The organism is Hydrophilobacter chitinilyticus, from assembly GCF_049860745.1.
Taxonomy (GTDB): Bacteria; Pseudomonadota; Gammaproteobacteria; order Burkholderiales; family Burkholderiaceae_C; genus Rhodoferax_B.
Window position 1 is genome coordinate 1,307,945 of record NZ_CP187561.1, and the last position, 17,818, is coordinate 1,325,762.

14 protein-coding genes are annotated in these 17,818 nt (G+C 64.2%); 2 read left to right on the forward strand and 12 right to left on the reverse strand.

The annotated features are described in order from the left end of the window. Positions 1-62 precede the first annotated feature (62 nt). Positions 63-1,799, forward strand: a complete 1,737-nt coding sequence (locus ACPWMG_RS05945) for a cation:proton antiporter domain-containing protein (protein WP_483303735.1) — start codon at positions 63-65, stop codon at positions 1,797-1,799. A 29-nt stretch (positions 1,800-1,828) separates the two neighbouring features. Here the strand turns inward: ACPWMG_RS05945 and ACPWMG_RS05950 are convergent, their stop codons facing one another. The 6 genes from ACPWMG_RS05950 to ACPWMG_RS05975 all read right to left on the reverse strand — a co-directional run bounded on the left by ACPWMG_RS05950 (position 1,829) and on the right by ACPWMG_RS05975 (position 9,556). Further along, a complete protein-coding gene (locus ACPWMG_RS05950; RefSeq protein WP_483303736.1) occupies positions 1,829-2,602 on the reverse strand; it encodes a carbon-nitrogen hydrolase family protein in 774 nt (257 codons plus the stop codon). A gap of 57 nt (positions 2,603-2,659) precedes the next feature. Further along, positions 2,660-4,003 carry a c-type cytochrome gene (locus ACPWMG_RS05955; protein ID WP_483303737.1) on the reverse strand — a complete coding sequence of 448 codons (1,344 nt, stop codon included), beginning with the start codon at positions 4,001-4,003 and terminating at the stop codon, positions 2,660-2,662. Next, positions 4,000-4,650, reverse strand: coding sequence for a c-type cytochrome (locus tag ACPWMG_RS05960; protein WP_483305186.1), 651 nt, complete (start codon positions 4,648-4,650; stop codon positions 4,000-4,002). Before ACPWMG_RS05960 ends, ACPWMG_RS05955 begins: the two co-directional genes overlap by 4 nt. A gap of 185 nt (positions 4,651-4,835) precedes the next feature. Beyond that, positions 4,836-8,336 (reverse strand): EAL domain-containing protein, encoded by a 3,501-nt coding sequence (locus tag ACPWMG_RS05965; protein WP_483303738.1) that lies wholly within the window; start codon positions 8,334-8,336, stop codon positions 4,836-4,838. 279 nt (positions 8,337-8,615) lie between these two features. Beyond that, on the reverse strand, positions 8,616-8,939 hold the full coding sequence (locus ACPWMG_RS05970; protein WP_483303739.1) for a 2Fe-2S iron-sulfur cluster-binding protein: 324 nt from the start codon (positions 8,937-8,939) through the stop codon (positions 8,616-8,618). Then, positions 8,936-9,556 (reverse strand): DUF938 domain-containing protein, encoded by a 621-nt coding sequence (locus ACPWMG_RS05975; protein WP_483303740.1) that lies wholly within the window; start codon positions 9,554-9,556, stop codon positions 8,936-8,938. Before ACPWMG_RS05975 ends, ACPWMG_RS05970 begins: the two co-directional genes overlap by 4 nt. Positions 9,557-9,690: 134 nt before the next feature. On the opposite strand from ACPWMG_RS05975, the gene ACPWMG_RS05980 reads away from it, so the two are divergent. Beyond that, positions 9,691-10,221: a GNAT family N-acetyltransferase gene (locus ACPWMG_RS05980; protein WP_422829986.1), complete on the forward strand. Its 531-nt coding sequence runs from the start codon at positions 9,691-9,693 to the stop codon at positions 10,219-10,221. A 91-nt stretch (positions 10,222-10,312) separates the two neighbouring features. Here ACPWMG_RS05980 and ACPWMG_RS05985 read toward each other — a convergent pair whose 3' ends face one another. The 6 genes from ACPWMG_RS05985 to ACPWMG_RS06010 all read right to left on the reverse strand — a co-directional run bounded on the left by ACPWMG_RS05985 (position 10,313) and on the right by ACPWMG_RS06010 (position 17,818). Then, positions 10,313-11,608, reverse strand: coding sequence for a multifunctional CCA addition/repair protein (locus ACPWMG_RS05985; protein WP_483303741.1), 1,296 nt, complete (start codon positions 11,606-11,608; stop codon positions 10,313-10,315). 37 nt (positions 11,609-11,645) lie between these two features. Then, positions 11,646-12,332, reverse strand: a complete 687-nt coding sequence (locus tag ACPWMG_RS05990) for a glutathione S-transferase family protein (RefSeq protein ID WP_483303742.1) — start codon at positions 12,330-12,332, stop codon at positions 11,646-11,648. Between the two features lie 653 nt (positions 12,333-12,985). Then, a complete protein-coding gene (locus ACPWMG_RS05995; protein WP_483303743.1) occupies positions 12,986-13,891 on the reverse strand; it encodes a 5'-nucleotidase in 906 nt (301 codons plus the stop codon). A 22-nt stretch (positions 13,892-13,913) separates the two neighbouring features. Beyond that, entirely contained in the window at positions 13,914-15,137 is a 1,224-nt protein-coding gene (gene gspF / locus ACPWMG_RS06000; RefSeq protein ID WP_483303744.1) for a type II secretion system inner membrane protein GspF, read from the reverse strand. A 97-nt stretch (positions 15,138-15,234) separates the two neighbouring features. Beyond that, a complete protein-coding gene (locus tag ACPWMG_RS06005; RefSeq protein ID WP_483303745.1) occupies positions 15,235-16,287 on the reverse strand; it encodes a TRAP transporter substrate-binding protein in 1,053 nt (350 codons plus the stop codon). Between the two features lie 142 nt (positions 16,288-16,429). Continuing rightward, complete coding sequence (locus ACPWMG_RS06010; protein ID WP_483303746.1) at positions 16,430-17,818, reverse strand: GspE/PulE family protein; 1,389 nt, start codon at positions 17,816-17,818, stop codon at positions 16,430-16,432.

Here is a 17,818-nt window from a genome sequence, read left to right on the forward strand (position 1 = left end):
TAGTAAATTGCAAAACAGTCCCCGGAAATATTTAAATCTCGCTACGAGAGGAGCCCACGCGCATGCCCCACAGTGTTTCGCTCATCAGCACCATCGCCGCCGGCCTCGGCCTGGCCCTTGTGCTGGGCATGTTGGCGATACGCCTTCGCCTGCCGGCGTTGGTGGGGTATTTGCTCGCCGGTGTGGTGATTGGCCCGTTCACGCCCGGCTTTGTGGCCGACGCCAGCATTGCCAGCCAGTTGGCTGAAATCGGCGTGATGCTGCTGATGTTTGGCGTGGGCCTGCATTTCTCGCTCGACGACCTGCTGGCCGTGCGCAAGATCGCCGTGCCCGGTGCCGTGGTACAGATGTCGGTGGCCACGGCCTTGGGGATGGGGTTGGCCCATTGGTGGGGTTGGAACATGGGTGCGGCGCTGGTGTTTGGCTTGGCGCTGTCGTGCGCCAGCACGGTGGTGCTGCTGCGCGCGCTGGAGAGCCGAGGTGTGCTCGATTCATTTAACGGCCGCATCGCAGTGGGATGGCTGGTGGTCGAAGATCTGGCCATGGTGCTGGTCTTGGTGCTGCTGCCGCCGCTGGGCGGCTGGTTGGCAGGTGCTGCCGATGGCGGCGAGAGTTTGAGCGGGCTGTGGCGCACCTTGGGCCTCACGCTGCTGCAAGTTGGCGCATTTGTGGCGCTGATGCTGGTGTTGGGCCGGCGCTTCTTCCCTTGGGTGCTGTGGCAGGTACAGCGCACCGGCTCGCGCGAGCTGTTCACCTTGTGTGTGGTGGCCGCTGCGGTGAGCATTGCGTTTGGTGCCACGGCCTTGTTTGGCGTGTCGTTTGCGCTGGGGGCGTTTTTCGCCGGCATGGTGATGCGCGAGTCGGAGTTCAGCCACCGCGCAGCTGAAGAGTCATTGCCGTTGCGCGACGCTTTTGCGGTGCTGTTTTTTGTGTCGGTTGGTATGTTGTTCGACCCGCTGGTGATCATCGAACGGCCGCTGCAGGTGTTGGCCGTGGCCAGCATCATCATCGTCGGCAAGTCGGTGGCGGCAGGCGCCTTGGTGCTGATGTTCCGCTACCCGCTGAACACCGCGCTCACGGTGTCGGCCAGCCTGGCGCAGATTGGCGAGTTCTCGTTCATCTTGATGGGTTTGGGCGGTGCATTGGGCCTGTTGCCGCCCGAGGCCAACAGCCTGGTGCTGGCCGGGGCGCTGATCTCCATCGCCGTGAACCAGCTCTGCTTCAAGATGGTGGAGCCGCTGCAGCAGTGGATCCTGGCCAAGTCGGCCTACGCGCGCAAGCTCGAAGCGCGCGACGACCCGATGGCCGAGCTGCCGATGAACACCGAAGACAAATACCTGTCGCGCCAAGTGGTGCTGGTGGGTTATGGCCGCGTGGGCGAGCGCATTGCGAATGCCATGCGTGCACACCATATTCCGTTTGTGGTGGCCGACCAGAACCGCGAACTGGTGGAGCGCCTGCGTGCCGAGGGCACGGCCGCCGTGTTTGGCGATGCGGCCGAGCCCACGGTGTTGATCCAGGCACACATTGCCAACGCGCGCATGCTGGTGATTGCTACGCACGATGCATTCAACGTGCGCCAGATGATCAGCACCGCGCGCACGCTGAACCCGCAAATCCAAACGCTGGTACGCACCCACAACGAAACCGAGGCGCGCTTGCTGGAGAGTGAAGGCGCGCAACACGTGTTTTTGGGCGAGCAAGAGTTGGCGCAGGCCATGGTGCGCCAGGTGCTGGCGCGGCCCGAAGAAGCGCGGCCGAACTCAGGGCACGGCGCCCTGCACGCGCACGGGCGGTAGTTTTTCAAACGCCCACGGGCGTTAACTGTTTAGACCGGCACGGCGAGCACTTCGCCGCGCCACTGGCCGTCTTCACGCGTGGCGATGACCAGCACGTCGCCGGTGCCGGGGGCTTGGACGACGAGTTCTCCGCCCGGCGCCCAGAAGGCGCTTTGGCCCGCACAGGTGTAGCCGCCAGATGGCCCGCCGTGGTTGGCCAGCAGCACGCCCATGCCCAAGTCGCATGCGTGGGCGCTGAGTTGTACCACCTCTGCCGCATGGCCGCCTACCGACACCAACGAGCTTGCCAGATACAGCGCCGCGCCCGCTTCTGCGGCACGCGCCGCATGGGGTGGGTGCATGGATTCGGCGCAGATGCCCAGCGCGGCAGGGGTCTCTTGAATGGCGAAGCGGTGGGGGGTGAGGTCGCCGTCCGGTGTGGCAAAGACTTCCTCGCCGCCGTGCAAATGCTGCTTCAAGAACACCGCGTGGCGACCGTCGGCAAAGAAGGCCAGGGCGCCGATGTGCGGGCGCTGGGCATCGGCACTGGCCACGGGCGCACCGACGATGATGGTCATGCGGGCTTGTTTGGCGCAGGCGCGCAACGGCAGCAGCCACGGGTCTTGGGGCTTGAGCAGACAGTCGCGCAGCAAGGCGGGCTCGTAGCCGCTGAGCGACAACTCGGGGAACACCACGGCGTCCACCTCGGCGGCTTGTGCGGCCGCAATGAAGCGCATGTGGGTGATGAGGTTGGCGGCCACGTTGCCGGGCACGGAAGTGGTTTGGGCGGCGGCAATGCGCAGGCGCTGGGGGAAGGTGCTCATGCTATGGATTGTGTAGCTTCTTACGCTTATGTGGTAGGCGCTGGAGGGCCATTTTTCTTAAGGTGCCTGCACGCCGCGTGCCTGGATCACATCCAGCTCGCTCACGCCACCGGCCTGGTTGCCCCAACTGGTGCGCAAGTGCGTCAACACGGCGGCGATGTCGCGGTCGTTCAACTGCAGTGCAAACGGCGGCATGCCGTAGGGGCGTGGGTTGCCGGCGGTGGCGGGGGCGTAGCCGCCTTTCAACACCATCTGCACAAGGTTGGTGATCTGCGGCATGGTCACGGCGCGGTTGCCGCCCAGTGGTGGGTAAGCGCCGGGCTGGCCCTGGCCGTTCATGCCGTGGCAGGCGCTGCAATGTTGGGTGTAGAGCTGCGCACCCACGGCGGCCACGCGGTTGTCGACCTTGGCGGGGTTGCCCTGCGGTGGGGTGTGCGTGGTGGGCGGCAAGGCTTTCAAGTAGGTGGCCACGGCATTCACGTCTTCTACGCTGAGGTACTGCGTGCTTTGCAACACCACCTCGGCCATCGGCCCCAGCGCCGAGCCACCGGGCGATACACCGGTGTGCAGCAGCCGCACGATGTCGGCCTGTGGCCAGTCGGCCACACCGGCTTCGTGCGGGTCGCTCAAAGAGGGCGCGTACCAGTTTTGCATGGGGATTTGCCCACCCGTCAGGAACTGTGCGCTGTCCAGCCCGCCCAGACGGTTGCGCGGGCTGTGGCAGGCTGCGCAGTGACCCAGGCCGGTGACGAGGTAGGCACCGCGTTGCCACTCCGCAGAAGGGTTGGTGGGGACCTGCACCTCGTCTTTGCGGCCACCGGGCGTGAAGTACAAGGCGCGCCACACGGCCAACGCGGGTTGGGTGCCATAGGGCCAGCGCAGGGTGTCGGGTGTGGCGGCCTGTGCGGTGGCGGGCAGGCTTTGCAGATAGCTGAACAGCGCGTCGCTGTCCTCGCGCGTGACCACGGTGTAGCTGGTGTAGGGGAACACGGGGTTCAGCCGGCGGCCATCGCGCGAGCGGCCATGGTGCAGCGCGTTCCAGAAGTCGGTGGACGACCAGCGGCCCAGGCCGGTGTCGTCGTCGGGCGTGAGGTTGCTGCTGTAAACCGTGCCAAACGGTGTGTCGATGCCGCGCCCACCGGCATAGGCGGTGCCGCCCCGGCTGGTGTGGCAGGCGGCGCAGTTGCCCACGCGGGCCAGGTAGGCGCCGCGCGCCACGTTGTCCATGCCGGCCGGTGTGGTGATGGCGGGCGGAGCTTCGTGTGTGCCTTCGTCGTCCAGCAGCGCGAGCCAGTCGCGGCTGGTGCCGAGCACCAAGACCAGCAGCAGCGCCACCCAAATCATGGCGCGGTGTGGCCGCTGGGGCCGTCGTGTTGGCACCATGGGCGCAGGCTTCTTCATGGCCGAACCCCTGCATTGGCCGTAGGCACAGGTGCGCTACCGCAACTGACAGGCTGCGTGCCGGAAGGCCAGGGGGGTGTGGCTGTTGCGGGGTGCGGGTCTGCAGGCAGCGCTTGTGCGGCGAGCCAACTGGTGGCGGCAAACACGTCTTCAGGACTGAGCTTGCGCGCAATGTCGGCCATGCAGTCGGGCGCATGCGCGCGGCGTGCGCCTGTGCGCCAGGCGCCGAGTTGGGCGTTCAAATAGTCGCGCGGCAGGCCCAACAAGCCGGGCGTGTTGGGCGCCACGCCGGTCAACTTCTGGCCATGGCATTGCGCGCAGGCGGGCAGGCCACGCGTGGCGTCGCCGAGTGTGGCGAGTTGCTGGCCGCGTTGGAGCACCGCGGCTGGCGCGCTGCTGGGCTGCGGCGGCGGGTAGGGCAGGTCTAGCGATGAGAAGTACTGCGCGATCTCCATCAGGTAGGCATCGCTCAGTGGGTCGACCATTTGCGTCATCAGGCCGTAGTGGCGACGGTTGTCGCGGAAGTTGAGCAACTGGTGGTACAGGTAGCCTGCGGGTTTGCCTGCGATGCGCGGGTAGTAGCCATCGTTGGTGGCGCGGCCTTCGCGGCCGTGGCAGGTGGTGCAGGCCATGGTGCGTTGCGCCATGCTGTCTTCGAAGTGCACAGGTTGTGCCGTTGCGTTCCCCGCGAGCCACACGAAGATGGCCCCGTTAAGGAAGCTGAACAAGCGGCGCAGCACGAAGGAGGCTGGTTTCACGGGGTTGTCTCTTTTGGTTTGAGTCAACCTTAGCAGAACTTGCCCGCCGTGCCGCTTGGGCGTTTTGCCCCAGGCTACCTTGGCGCGCGGGCCAGTTGCGTGAACAGCGTTTCCACCGGTCCCGGCCGCGCAAACAGGTAGCCCTGGAAGGATTTGCAGCCCAGCAGCAGTAGAAAGTTGCGCTGGCCTTCGGTCTCCACGCCTTCGGCCACCACTTGCAGGTCAAGGGCCTGGGCCAGGGCGAGGATGGTGCGGGCGATGGCCGCGTCGTTGGGGTTGGTGAGTACGTCGTTGACAAACGACTGATCGATCTTCAACTGGTCCAGCGGCAGGCGCTTGAGGTAGCTCAGCGATGAGTAACCGGTGCCAAAGTCGTCGAGCGAGAAGCCCACGCCATGGCCTTTGAGCGCGGCCATTTTCTCGATGGCGTCTTCCACGTTTTGCAGCAGCATGCTCTCGGTGAGCTCGATCTTCAAGCGCCGTGGATTGGCCTGTGTGCGGGCCAGGGCACTGAGCACCTGCACTACGAAGTCCGGCTGGCGCAGTTGCCGCGCGCTCACGTTCACCGAGACCGTGAGGTGCGAGGTGTCGGACGAATGACTCCAGGCCGCCAACTGGTGGCAAGCGGTCTCCAACACCCAGGCACCAATATCGTGGATCAAGCCAGTTTGCTCGGCGATCGGGATGAACACCGCTGGCGACACCAAGCCGCGTGTAGGGTGTTGCCAGCGCACCAGGGCCTCCACCCCGACGATTTGCACCGCGCTGTTGACGATGGGCTGGTAGTGCAGCAGCAACTGGTGGTTGTGGATGCCGTGGCGCAGATCGGCTTCGAGCTCGGCGCGGTTTTGCACCTCGGCCTGCATCTCGGGGTTGAAGAAACGCAGCGTGTTGCGGCCGGCGCCCTTGGCTTGGTACATGGCCACATCGGCCTGTTTGAACAGCTCGTTGATGCTGTGTGTGCTCTCGTGGAACAGCGCAATGCCGATGCTGGGCGTGCTGTGGTGCGTGGTGGTGCCCAGGTGGTAAGGCTGCGCCAGCGCACCCAAAATGCGCCGGGCCGAGTCTTCGGCCAGGGCGCTCACGTCATCGACCGAGGTGCCCAGGTTTTCCAGCACCACCACAAACTCATCGCCACCGAAACGGGCGACGATGGCAGCACCCTTGGCCGCCGCTTGCAGGCGTTGCGCCACTTGCACCAGCAGCGAGTCGCCCACGCTGTGGCCGTGGGTGTCGTTCAGGTCCTTGAAGTTGTCCAGGTCGATGAACAGCAGCGCGCCGCACGTGCCGGTGGATACGCTGCGCGCCAGGGTCTCGGCCAGTTGCAGCTCCAGCAGGCGGCGGTTGGGCAAGTCGCTCAGCGCGTCATAAAACGCCAGGCGTTCGATTTCAGCCTCGGCCAGTTTGCGTGCGGTGATGTCTTGCCCGGTGCCCCGAAAACCGGTGAAGCGGCCGTTGTCGTCAAGCACTGGCAGGCCCGAAACGGACACATACATCACGCCCGGTGCACCGGTGTTTTGCAGCGTGAACACCTGGTCGCGAAATTCTTGCTGTGCGGCGATCAGGCCATGCCAGCGGGCCAGTTCGGCGGGGTTGGTGAAGTCGCCAATCTCCTTCGGCAGGTCGGCCGAGGAGATGCCTACCACTGTGCCGAACGGGTGAGCCGGTGCTGGCGGATGTGGTGTGGCGGTGTCGCTACCGCCGTCAAAGACGGTAGGAGGAATGTGCGATTCGAGTTCCCAGAACCAGTCGCTGCTCAGTTCGGTCAAACTGCGAAAACGCGCTTCGCTTTCACGTAAATCGGTCTGGGCCTGGATGTAAGAGGTGACGTCAGAAAACGTGCGCACCCGTTCGCCCGAAGGCAACATGCGCGAGCGCACTTCCAGCACTTTGCCTGTGTGGGTGCGGCGCAGGTAAGTGGTGGGCACGTCGCTTGGCGTGGCGATACCCGCAGTGGCTTTTTCCACATAAGTGCGGGCGTGCGGCGCGATGAAGTTGAGGTCGGCACCGAAGTCACCGCGCTTGTTTTGAAAGTCGACGATCTTGGAGACGTGAGGCTGCGACGCCAGCAGCTCATCGGGCAGGTCGAGCAATTCGCGCAAGCGGGTGTTGTAGGCCAGCATGTGCTGGTCTGCGCTTACCAGTGAGATGCCCTGCGAGATGCTGTTGAGCATGTCGCTCATGGTGCGCGACTTCTGCTCCAGCAGCAGGCTGGTTTCGTTCAGCGCTTGCTGGGCTTGCAGCTTGAGCCGCTCTGCGCGTTGGGCGCGAATGAAGTGGCTGAGTGTGCCGAGCAGAGGCGCTGCGGTGGCCAGGTCAGAGGCGCTGTAGCCGTGCGTGGCACGATCTGTGTCGGTGGTGCGCGCGGGGTGGCTCACGACCACTTGCGCTACCACCTCGCCGTTGATCAGCACGGGCATGCATGCCAGCCAGGGCTGGTCTTGGGTGATGGGCTCGCTTGGCGACGACTCGGGTTGGAGGCGGCCCGCCCAGGCTTGGCCTGTGGCGGCCGCCGTGCGCAAAATCTCTTCGAGCGTGGCCTGGCGAACGTGTGGTGGCACCAGCACAGGGCGGGTGTCATCGTCGTTTTCATCGGCCAGCTGTATCTGCGCAAAGACGGGTGTGGCTGCCAGCAGTCGGCGTCCGCTGGGGGTGAGGTGTTTGGCAATGAAGCCCTGGGTGCTGCCCGTGAGGGTCAGCACTTCTTCCAGCAGGTAATCAAAGGCGCGGCCTTCGCTCATGTCCTGCATGAACGCGGTTTGGGTGCGGCTCATGGCATGCAGTAGCTGGTTTTGCTGCTGCAGCGTGGCTTCGGCTTCTTTGCGCCGGGTGATTTCCAGCAGCGTACCGGCCATATGGGTAGGTGCGCCGGTGGCGTCGCGCTGCGCCACCCAGCCACGGCTGAGTACCCAGATCCAATGCCCTGCCTTGTGGCGCAGGCGCAGCTCCAGCACGTCTTCAGGGGTGGCACTTGCACTATGGCGTGACGTCTCCAGCAGGCGCTGCTGGTCTTGCGGATGCATCAGCTCTTTCCAGGCATCACGCGGAATCACCATCTCCACTTCTGGGTAGCCCAGCATGCGGCACCAGGCAGGATTGACTACGCAGTCGCCGGATTGTGCATCCCAGCGCCACATGCCAATGTGGCCGTTGAGTGTGGCCAAGTCGATTTGCTGCTGGCGCTGCTGCACGTTGCGCTCGGCTTCGACTTTGCGGCGCAGCAAGGTGATGCGCGCTGGCAGCGTGAGCACGTAGGCCAGTGCATCGTCTTTGAGCAGGTAGTCGGCAAAGCCGCTTTCCAACGCCTGTACGGCGGCCATTTCTTCGCCGGGCGCAATGCACAACACCGCACTGCGCTGCGCACCCAGGTGCGTGATCCACTCGGCGGGGCTGCGGTCCAGCGCGCTGTGGTCGACCAACACCACCTCAATGGAAGGCCAGGCCAGGGTCTCTTTGGCCTGTGCCAAAGTGCTGACGGCCACCAATTCCAGGGGCAACTGCAGCCCGGCAGCCGCCGCCACCACAGACTGCGCGCGTGCGGCGTCGCGGTCAATCAACAGAATCGGGGTGGGCATCGCGGCTGACATGGTTCAGCGGTGCCGCAGGCGATGGCAGGCTCCACCCCAAGCGGGCACGCTGTTGCGTGGGCTGGGTTTCCTGCGGTGCAGGGGAGAGCAAAGGTGGCTGCGAAACATGTGAAGCAAAACGACGACCGAAAGAGAGAAGAGAGGGAGGACCGTGAGGTCTGCGGGTGATTATGTGGGGCCACAGGGCCGTCGCACAGAGGTTATAAGGTTTTGTATCCTTATCGACACAACTTGTAACAAGTTGGTGTTTTGACGATTTTGAAGGGCTCAGTCAAAAGCATCCCAAGCGCCAAAGCGCAGCGTGACGTCAGAGGCCGCGCAGGCCACACAGGGCAAGATGAACCCGGCAGCTTTTTCGTCGAGGCTCAAGCCCGGCCAAGCCACGCGGTAACGCACTTCCCCGTTGGTCAATTGGCTAATGCAACTGCGGCATGTGCCGTTGCGGCACGAACTCTCGGGGCTGAGGCCCGCGTGTTCGGCCGCCACCAGCAGCGGAAGGTCTGCAGGTGCTGGGAAGCTGCGGCCCGTGGCCACGTCGGTCGCTTGGTACACCGTGGTCCACGGCGCGTTGTGAGGGGCAGCGCCGCTCATGGCGCGGCACCAGGCTTGCGCCAAAGCAACAGCAGGTTGTTGCTCGGCATGGCGATGCGGGTGGGGCCCGCTAAACCCGCTGACGCAGCCGCCTCGTCCACGGCTTCGCGGGTGCGAATGCCCCATGCGGGATTGCGCTGGCGCAGGTCGGCATCAAACGCCTCATTGCTGGGGGCCGTCGGCACATCCGCTTCTAAAAAGGGACCATACACCGCCAGCAGGCCACCCGGTTTGAGCTGCTGGCTGGCGCCTTGCATCAGCGCGGCACATGTAGCCCAGGGCGAGATGTGCAGCATGTTGGCGCAGAAAACCAAGTCCACGTGGCCCGCCGATGCTGCGGGCCAAGGGCCGGCACACACGTCAAGCAGTACGGGTGGACGCACGTTCGGTACGTCGTGCGTCCAGTCACGGATGGCTTGTTGCGCGACTTCGTGGGCTTCGGTCGGTTGCCACGTCCATGCAGGCAAGGCGCGTGCAAAGCCAGCGGCGTGTTGGCCGGTGCCGCTGGCCACCTCAAGTGCCAGGCCGGCGCCTGGCAGATGCGGGCGCAGCGCCTCCAGAATAGGCGGGAGGTTGCGTGCAGCGGCGGCGCTGAAGGGGCGTGCGGGGACGGACATATCGCGTCAAGTTTAGTCTTGGAAAATGTATTAACGTAAAGGGTCCATCCCCGCCTAGAGACGTGAAATCGATTTGCGGCGACAATCCTTGTCCCTCGAAATTTTGTGACCCACGGTCTGAAGACCGTTTTTCCATGCCCAATAGTTTTTCCGCTTTCGAAGTTCGCCCTCCTGAAATGGACGAGGCGCAAGCCATTGCTGACCTGCACGCCACCTCCAGCCACGCGGCCTACCACGGCATCGTGCCAGAAGAAGTGCTCACGGCCATGCCCATGGCCAAGCGGCTGAAGATGTGGCAAGACGCCATCGAGTTTGGCGACCCGCAAGTGCAGATCGCGCTGGACGGCGACCAGATCGTCGGCTTCGTCGGCTACGACCGCTCGCGCGACAAAGGCACCAAGAACACCGTTGGCGAAATTTGGTACATCTACGTGGATCCCGGCTACCTGGACCAAGGCGTTGGCCTGGCCTTGTGGGACGCCACGCGCGAAGCCCTGGTCGAAGAAGGCTGCACCTCGGTCACCGTTTGGATCCCATTGCGCAACGAGCGCGCCATGCGCTTCTTTGACCTGGCCGGTTTCAAACGCGAACTCACCACCGCCAAGACCGTGCCGCTGGGCAACATCAAAATCGAAGAAATGCGCTTGAAGCGCGGGCTGGAGTAAGCCCTTTCTTCGTTGAGGGACACCGCGTTGGTGTCCCTCACTTCAGGCGGCACGTTTTCTTAACGGCTCGGATTCAGCCAACAGTCTTGCCTTAAGTCGAAGCATTGCCTTCAGCCTCAGCCGCCTTCAACCACCGCTGCACCGCCTCCACGCGCGCGCGCTGCACCCATTCGCCAATCTGCGGGCCTTTGGCGCCTGCGGCCACGGCGGCGCTGGCTGTGCTGGCGGTGTCGATGTTCAACGCTGCCGCTTGAGCCGCGAGCAGGCGTGGGCGTTGCGGGTAGGGCTGGTCTTGCAGGCCCAGGCGGCCACGGGCGTCGCATTCGCAGGCCAGCAGCACTTGGGCGAAGCGTTCGCTTTTGCGGATGGCGTCGCAGCGTTCCAGCAAGCGCACCAGGGCCTCGGCGCCGAATTCGCTGCTGCGGTGGATGTTGCCGTGTTCACGCGCCACCACGTCGGCCAGCTCTCGGCAGTCGGTGGGCACACGCAGGCGTTCACACACGCCTTTGAGCAGGTTGGCGCTGCGTTGTTCGTGGCCAATGTGGCGCGGTAGCACGTCGGCGGGCGTGGTGCCTTTGCCGAGGTCGTGGGTCAGGCAGGCGAAGCGAACGGCGAGTGGCGCGTTCAATTGGGCGGCCATGTCGAGCACCAGCATCAGGTGCCAGCCGGTGTCGACTTCTGGATGGTAGTCGGCACGTTGCGGCACACCCCACAGGCGCTCCACCTCGGGCAACAGGCGCTTCAGGGCGCCGCATTCGCGTAGCACTTCAAACATGCGCGAAGGGCGCGGCTGCATCAGGCCGCGGGCGATCTCTTGCCACACGCGCTCAGGCACCAGCGCATCGACTTCGCCATCGGCCACCATCTCGCGCATCAGCGCCATGGTTTCCGAGGCCACGGTGAAGTCGTCAAAGCGTGCGGCGAAACGGGCCAAGCGCAGGATGCGCACGGGGTCTTCGCGGAAGGCGCCGGTCACGTGGCGCAGCACTTTTTGCTGCAGGTCGGCTTGGCCGTTGTACGGATCGACCAGTTGTGAAAAGTCAATATCGAATTGACCGCTGGCGCTTGTAGATGTTGCGGGTGCAGCTATTGAGTTGATAGTAAGGTCGCGCCGCGCCAGGTCTTGCTCCAACGTGACATCGGGCGCGGCGTGCACCGCAAAGCCACGGTAGCCAGGAGCGGTTTTGCGCTCGGTGCGGGCCAGGGCAAATTCTTCTTTCGTATGCGGGTGCAAAAACACCGGAAAGTCTTTGCCCACCGGCAAAAAGCCTTGCGCCACCAACGCTTCAGGGCTGGTGCCCACGACCACCCAATCACGGTCACCCGCACCTTCTGGCCGCGCCAGAAGGGTGTCACGCACCGCACCACCCACGAGATAGATTTGCATCGTCTGAGTTTAGCGGCGGGCACCCCGCAGAGGCGCTTTATGGCTTGAGGCGATAAGGCTCGTCGAACACCACAAAGTCGTGTTCTTCCAATGCATCCGCAATCCAGGCATGCACACCGGTGGCTGCACACACGCGGTCGATGTAGGCGCTGATGGCCGCTGGCACCGGCAAGGCGTAGGTGCGCAGGCGCATACAGACCGGGGCGTAGTAGGCGTCGGCAATGCTGAAGTCACCGAAGAGGAATTGGTCGCCACCGGCTTTGTCCAGCAGCTCGGTCCACATGGCGACGATGCGGGCCACGTTGGCGCGCACGCCAGCGTTGTCGCGCCAGAGGATCGCACCCACTTCGGGCAGGCTGGCCTCGATGTTCATGGTGCAGTTGCTGCGCAAGGCGGTAAAGCCGGCGTGCATTTCGGCGCAGATGCTGCGGGCGCGTGCACGGGCCAAACGGTCGCTGGGCCAGAGGTTCTTTTCGGGGAACTTGTCGGCCAGGTATTCGGCAATGGCGAGTGAGTCCCACACGGCGAAGCCGTCGTCGACCAGCACGGGCACGGTGCCCAAGGGGTTAAGGGCTTTGACGGTGTTCTTGAAGACCGAGCCTTCTTCCAGAGAGTCAAAACGCACCATCACTTCTTCAAACGGAATGCCGGCTTGTTTGAGCAGCACCCAGGGGCGCATGGACCACGAGGAGTAGTTTTTATTGGCGATGTAGAGCTTGAGCATGGCGGTTCTCCTGAGGTGCTTGAACGGGGTAGCCTTAGATGCTAGCTTGGTGTTGGGTTGGTATTGATGCGGAATTTTGCTTTGATTGATGCGGGGCGTTTGTGCGAGCTGTCGGCCGGGAGTCGCCCGGCGGCGACCTACCTTTCTTTGTCTCGCCAAAGAAACGTAGGCCAAAGAAAGGCGACCCCACTATCTGCGTCCCCTCGCGTAGCGAGGGGCAACCTGCGCTGGACGGCTTTGGCGGGGTTCCGCTGGAACTCGCTGCGCTCAGACAGCCAGCGAAACCGATCCCGCCAAAACCGCCCATCGCAGGCGCAGCTACAAGGGGCTGCGATACCGAATTCAACCCGGCTCGCTACGCATCGCACGGATGTTGAATCCGGGCCGAGCGAAGCAAAGGCCCGTTGGGCTTCAACTCCCGTCAGGCCGGGCCTGCGATGGGTGGGGTTGGTGGGATCAGGGCTGGTGGCTGTTTGAGCGGAACGCGAGTTCCACCAGCCCCCCACCAACGCCACCCAGCGCAGGTTTGCCCTTCGCTTTGCGAAGGGTCCCGGCATGTGGGTCGCCTTCTCTTTGGTGACTTTCTCTTGGCGAACCAAGAGAAAGTTACTCGCCGCCGGGCGACTCCCGGCCAGCGGCGTCAACCAACGCTGCTAACGTGGTTCGTTCGAAACCCCACTGTTCACATGCCCCGAAGGCACATGCGCCGCCGCAGACTGCACATGCCCCGTCTGGTCGTCAAAGAAAAAGTCCGGCTCAAACTCACGCAAGAACGCGCCCTTCGACAGCCCACCCAAGAACATCGCCTCGTCCACCGCAATGTTCCAACTCATCAAGGTTTGAATCGCCCGCTCATGCGCCGGCGCACTGCGCGCCGTGACCAACGCCGTGCGGATGCGCATACCCGTGGCCTCGGTCTGCTGCAGCCGGTGCAGCGCGGCCAGCAGCGGTTTGAACGGACCGTCGGGCAGGGGCAGGGCAGCGTTGTCGGTTTCGTGGCGCTGGAAGGCGTCCAGGCCTTCGGCTTGGTAGATGCGCTCGGCTTCGTCGGAGAACAGCACCGCGTCACCGTCAAAAGCGATGCGCACTTCGGTTGGGTTTTCGTCGCCGGCTTGCACCGATTCAGTCAACACCCGCGCGGCGGGGAAGCCCAGGCTCAGCGCGTGGCGCACGTCGTCTTCGTTGGCCGATAAAAACAGGTGCGCACCCAAGGGCCGCAGGTAGCCGAAGGGGTTGCGGCCTTGCGTGAACACGCCGCGTTGCACGCTCGACAAGCCGTGCGCCTTGCACGAGCGGAACACCCGCATGCCGCTGACGGGGTCGTTGCGCGAGAGCACCACCACTTCGACGCGCTGCACTTCTGGCGTGTTGAACGCCAGCAGTTTGTGCACCAGCGAGAACGCCACGCCGGGTGCAGCGGGCACGTCCAAACGTTGGCGTTGCAGCTCGACGTAGGCGCGGTCGTTGCCGCGCTCGAACACGCGGTTTTCTTCTTCAAAGTTGAACAGGGCGCGAGAGGAAATCGCCACCACCAGCTTGTTGTCGAGCGAGACGGCCATTGGGTTTTACCTGCGCGTTGAACTATCTAGCGAATTGGTTGAGTTGGATGATGGGCATGAGCACGGCCAGCACGATCAACATCACCACCAAGCCCATCACCACGATCAGCAGCGGCTCCAAGATGGTGGCCAGCGCCATGGCGCGGCGTTGCACTTCGGTGCTGAGTTGGTTGGCGGCACGTTGCAGCATCAGCGGCAGTTGGCCGGTTTGTTCACCCAGGCGCGCGAACATGCTCACCAGGCCGGGGAAGCGTTTCTTTTGCGCCATGGCGGAGGCCAGCGGCGCACCTTCGCGCACCAGCACCAAGGCGTCCAGGGCATCGGCGCGCATGGCGGTGTTGTTCAAGGTTTCGGCGGCGGCTTGTAATGCGCGCAGCATGGGCACACCGGCCGAGGCGAGCATGGCCAGCGTGCCGGCAAAACGTGCGGCGTTGTAGCCTCGGGCCAGGCGGCCAACCAGTGGCAACGTCAAAAACGCGGCATCAAACTTTTCGCGGATGGCCGGTCGGGCGAGGGCGAACTTGGCGAAGATGCCCAGCAAGATCAGCACGATCAACAGGGCCCAACCGTAGTTGCGCACGAAGTCGCTGATGGCCAGCATGGCCACGGTGAGGAAGGGCAGCGCACGTTTGGTGCCAGCAAACACGTTGGCCACTTGTGGCACCACGTAGCCCACCAAAAACAGCACGATGACGATGGCCACCAGCGTGACGATGGCCGGGTAGAGCGAGGCGCCAATCAGCTTGGCCTTCAGAGCCTGGCGTTCTTCCAGGTCGTCGGCCAGACGTTCCAGCACGATGGCCAGGCTGCCGCTTTGTTCACCCGCGCCAATTACCGCCACGTAGATGCTGGAGAACTCGCGCGGGTGTTGGCCCAAGGCTTTGGCGAACGAGGCACCGGCGTTGACTTCGGCGCGCAGGGCGGCGAGCAGGTTGCGTTGGTTTTCTTCTTCGGCCTCGTCGGCCAGCGCGGTGAGCGCGCGCTCCAGCGGCAGACCCGAGCCCACCAAACCGGCGAGCTGGCGCGTCCAGATGGCCAAGCCGGCCTGGCTGTAAACGCGGCGTTGCATCCAACTGGTGGTGGTAGCCCCCGCGCCGGTGGCGCCCGTGTTGACGGGTTGCACCGCCAGCGGCACCAAGGCTTGGGCGCGCAGCAGGCTGCGCACGGCTTTGGCGGTGTCGGCCTCCATCACGCCTTTGCGGGGCTGGCCGTTGGTGTCAAGGGCTTCGAAGGCGTAGGCGGGCATGAGAGATGTTGCGTAGAGGAGGCGTGATGTTAGCGCACGACTGTGACGCCCCGGTGGCCTGACGGCCTGGGTAAAGCCTGCCCGCGCTGGCTTAGGCTTAGCCGCCGGTACGCGTGTGGTGGTCGATCAGGTTGCGTGCGGTGTCGAGCAGGCGGTAGCCGCTGGAGCCGGCCTGGTCCATGGCCTCGGCCCACTCCACTTCCACCAGGCGCGACATGCTGCGGAACTTGCGTGCCTCGGCGACATTGAGCGTGACGACGCTGTTGCCGTTCTTCACGGCGGCCTCGCGGCCGATCACGTCAAGTGCTTGCATGGTTTTGCCAAAGCGGCCTGATGGGCCAATGCCGGAGTTGTTGTCGATGACCTTGCGCAAGTCGCCCGGCAGGCTGTTGTAGCGCGCTTTGTTCATCACAAACATGAACGTGCTGGTGTAGAGGCTGCCACCGGCACTGGCAAATTCGGCGTGGTACTTGGTGAGCTGCTGGCCTTTGAACGACGGCAAAATTTCCCACGGCACCACGCAGCCGTTGATCAGGCCCTTGCCCATGGCGTCCGGAATCTCGGTGACCGGCATGCTGAGCGAGGTGCTGCCCAGAAAGGTGAGCAGGCGGTTGACCTGGCGTGTGGGGCTGCGCAGCTTGCGGTCGCGCATGTCTTCCACCTTCAGAACGGGGCGGTCGGCGGTGTGAATCACCCCTGGGCCGTGCACATGGGTGGCCAGCAGCTGCACGTCTTTGAATTCATTGGGTGCGGCGGTCTGCACGTATTCCCACAGGGCTTTGGACGTGGCTTCGGGCTGGGTCATCATGAAAGGCAGCTCAAACGCCTCCACGCGCGGAAAACGGCCCGGCGTGTAGCCGGTGAGGTTCATGGTCAGATCGACCTTGCCTTCGCGCACCTGGTCGTACAACTGCGCGGGTGTACCGCCCAGCTTCATGCCGGGGGTGGCTTCGATGTGGATGCGGCCGTTGGACTCTTGCTCCACCTGGGCGATCCACGGCTTGATGATGTCGCGCCACACGCCGGCTTGTTCGGGCCAGAAGGTGTGCAGTTTGAGCGTCACGGTGGCTTGTGCCCGCAGGGGCAGGGCCACGGCCACCGCAGCGGCGCTGGCAGTCTGGAGAAGCGTTCGGCGGGTGGTTGTGGTCATGGGGCCGCGGTGAGAGGTAATTTTCTGTAATTCAATCACGAGCCGCCTAGGTTAACGTCTGAATGACAGTTTGGTGAAGCCCGGCGTTGGTTTCTCGCCCAAACCGCTCAAGACGCCTGTCAACGGCAGGCGTCTTGAGCGCCTAATCCCGCGTGACCCGCAGTAACTCTTCAGGCGACGTGACGCCTGCCGCCACCAGCCGGGCGCCATCTTCACGCATCAACTGCATGCCGGCTTTGCGTGCAGCGTCGCGGATGTCGGCCTCGGCGGCACGGTTGTGGATTTGCGCGCGTATGGCGTCGTCGGTCACCAGCAGCTCAAACACGCCGGTGCGGCCCTGGTAGCCGGTGTGGCTGCAGGCTTCGCAGCCAGGGCCACCACATTTGGTGCAGAGCTTGCGCACCAGGCGCTGGGCCAGCACGCCAAGCAGCGAACTGCTCAGCAGGAAGGGCTCCACACCCATGTCGGTCAAACGGGTGATGGCGCTGGCGGCGTCGTTGGTGTGCAGCGTGGCCAGCACCAAGTGGCCGGTGAGCGAGGCCTGGATGGCGATCTGCGCGGTTTCAAAGTCGCGGATTTCGCCGATCATGATCACGTCCGGATCTTGCCGAAGGATGGCGCGCAAGGCCTTGGCAAAGGTCAGGTCGATCTTGCTGTTGACCTGGGTTTGGCCCACGCCGGGCAGCTCGTATTCAATCGGGTCTTCTACCGTCATGATGTTGCTGCTGTGTGCGTCCAGCTCGCTCAGGGCGGCGTAGAGCGTGGTGGTCTTGCCCGAGCCGGTGGGGCCGGTCACCAAGATGATGCCGTGCGGCTGGCCAATCAAACTTTGCAGGCGCTCCAGCGTGTGGCCCTGCATGCCCACCGAGGTGAGTTGCAGCGTGCCGCCGCTTTTGTCGAGCAGACGCAGCACCGCGCGTTCGCCATGGGCGCTGGGCAGGGTGCTCACGCGCACATCGACGGCACGTGTGCCGATGCGCAGGCTGATGCGGCCATCTTGCGGCAGGCGTTTTTCGGAGATGTCGAGATCGGCCATGATCTTCAGGCGCGAGATCAAGGCGGCGTGCAGCGCGCGGTTGGGCTGCACCACTTCGCGCAGCGTACCGTCCACCCGAAAGCGCACGCTGGAGTGGCGTTCGTAGGGCTCGATGTGGATGTCGCTGGCGCCGTCGCGTGCGGCCTGCGTCAGCAGGGCGTTCAGCATGCGGATGATGGGCGCGTCGTCGCTCATCTCCAGCAAGTCTTCCACGGCGGGCAGCTCTTGCATCATGCGCGACAAGTCGGCGTCGCTCTCGACCTCGCTCACCACCGATGCCGCGCTCGACTCACCTTGCGCGTAAGCCGCGCTGATGCGTTGTGCCAGGGCGTCGGCGGGCAGGGTTTCAACATGGCGAATGTCGTACTTGCGCATGACTTCACCTAAAGCGCTCGGGGGCGTGCCCGCGTGCAGCCAGAGCGTGAGCGTGCCGAGGTTGTCTTCCAGCAGCAGTTGCTGGCCGCGTGCAAAGGCGTAAGGCAGGGGGTGGCGCAT

What these genes read in the sequence shown, in the direction of transcription:
- ACPWMG_RS05995 (WP_483303743.1), bottom strand. Translation starts at nt 13,891, where the DNA reads ATGGCCGTCTCGCTCGACAACAAGCTGGTGGTGGCGATTTCCTCTCGC.
- ACPWMG_RS05975 (WP_483303740.1), bottom strand. Translation starts at nt 9,556, where the DNA reads ATGTCCGTCCCCGCACGCCCCTTCAGCGCCGCCGCTGCACGCAACCTC.
- ACPWMG_RS05960 (WP_483305186.1), bottom strand. Translation starts at nt 4,650, where the DNA reads ATGGCGCAACGCACCATGGCCTGCACCACCTGCCACGGCCGCGAAGGC.
- ACPWMG_RS05990 (WP_483303742.1), bottom strand. Translation starts at nt 12,332, where the DNA reads ATGCTCAAGCTCTACATCGCCAATAAAAACTACTCCTCGTGGTCCATG.
- ACPWMG_RS06010 (WP_483303746.1), bottom strand. Translation starts at nt 17,818, where the DNA reads ATGCGCCACCCCCTGCCTTACGCCTTTGCACGCGGCCAGCAACTGCTG.
- ACPWMG_RS05980 (WP_422829986.1), top strand. Translation starts at nt 9,691, where the DNA reads ATGCCCAATAGTTTTTCCGCTTTCGAAGTTCGCCCTCCTGAAATGGAC.
- ACPWMG_RS06005 (WP_483303745.1), bottom strand. Translation starts at nt 16,287, where the DNA reads ATGACCACAACCACCCGCCGAACGCTTCTCCAGACTGCCAGCGCCGCT.
- ACPWMG_RS05965 (WP_483303738.1), bottom strand. Translation starts at nt 8,336, where the DNA reads ATGCCCACCCCGATTCTGTTGATTGACCGCGACGCCGCACGCGCGCAG.
- ACPWMG_RS05945 (WP_483303735.1), top strand. Translation starts at nt 63, where the DNA reads ATGCCCCACAGTGTTTCGCTCATCAGCACCATCGCCGCCGGCCTCGGC.
- ACPWMG_RS05950 (WP_483303736.1), bottom strand. Translation starts at nt 2,602, where the DNA reads ATGAGCACCTTCCCCCAGCGCCTGCGCATTGCCGCCGCCCAAACCACT.
- ACPWMG_RS05985 (WP_483303741.1), bottom strand. Translation starts at nt 11,608, where the DNA reads ATGCAAATCTATCTCGTGGGTGGTGCGGTGCGTGACACCCTTCTGGCG.
- ACPWMG_RS05955 (WP_483303737.1), bottom strand. Translation starts at nt 4,003, where the DNA reads ATGAAGAAGCCTGCGCCCATGGTGCCAACACGACGGCCCCAGCGGCCA.
- ACPWMG_RS05970 (WP_483303739.1), bottom strand. Translation starts at nt 8,939, where the DNA reads ATGAGCGGCGCTGCCCCTCACAACGCGCCGTGGACCACGGTGTACCAA.
- gspF (WP_483303744.1), bottom strand. Translation starts at nt 15,137, where the DNA reads ATGCCCGCCTACGCCTTCGAAGCCCTTGACACCAACGGCCAGCCCCGC.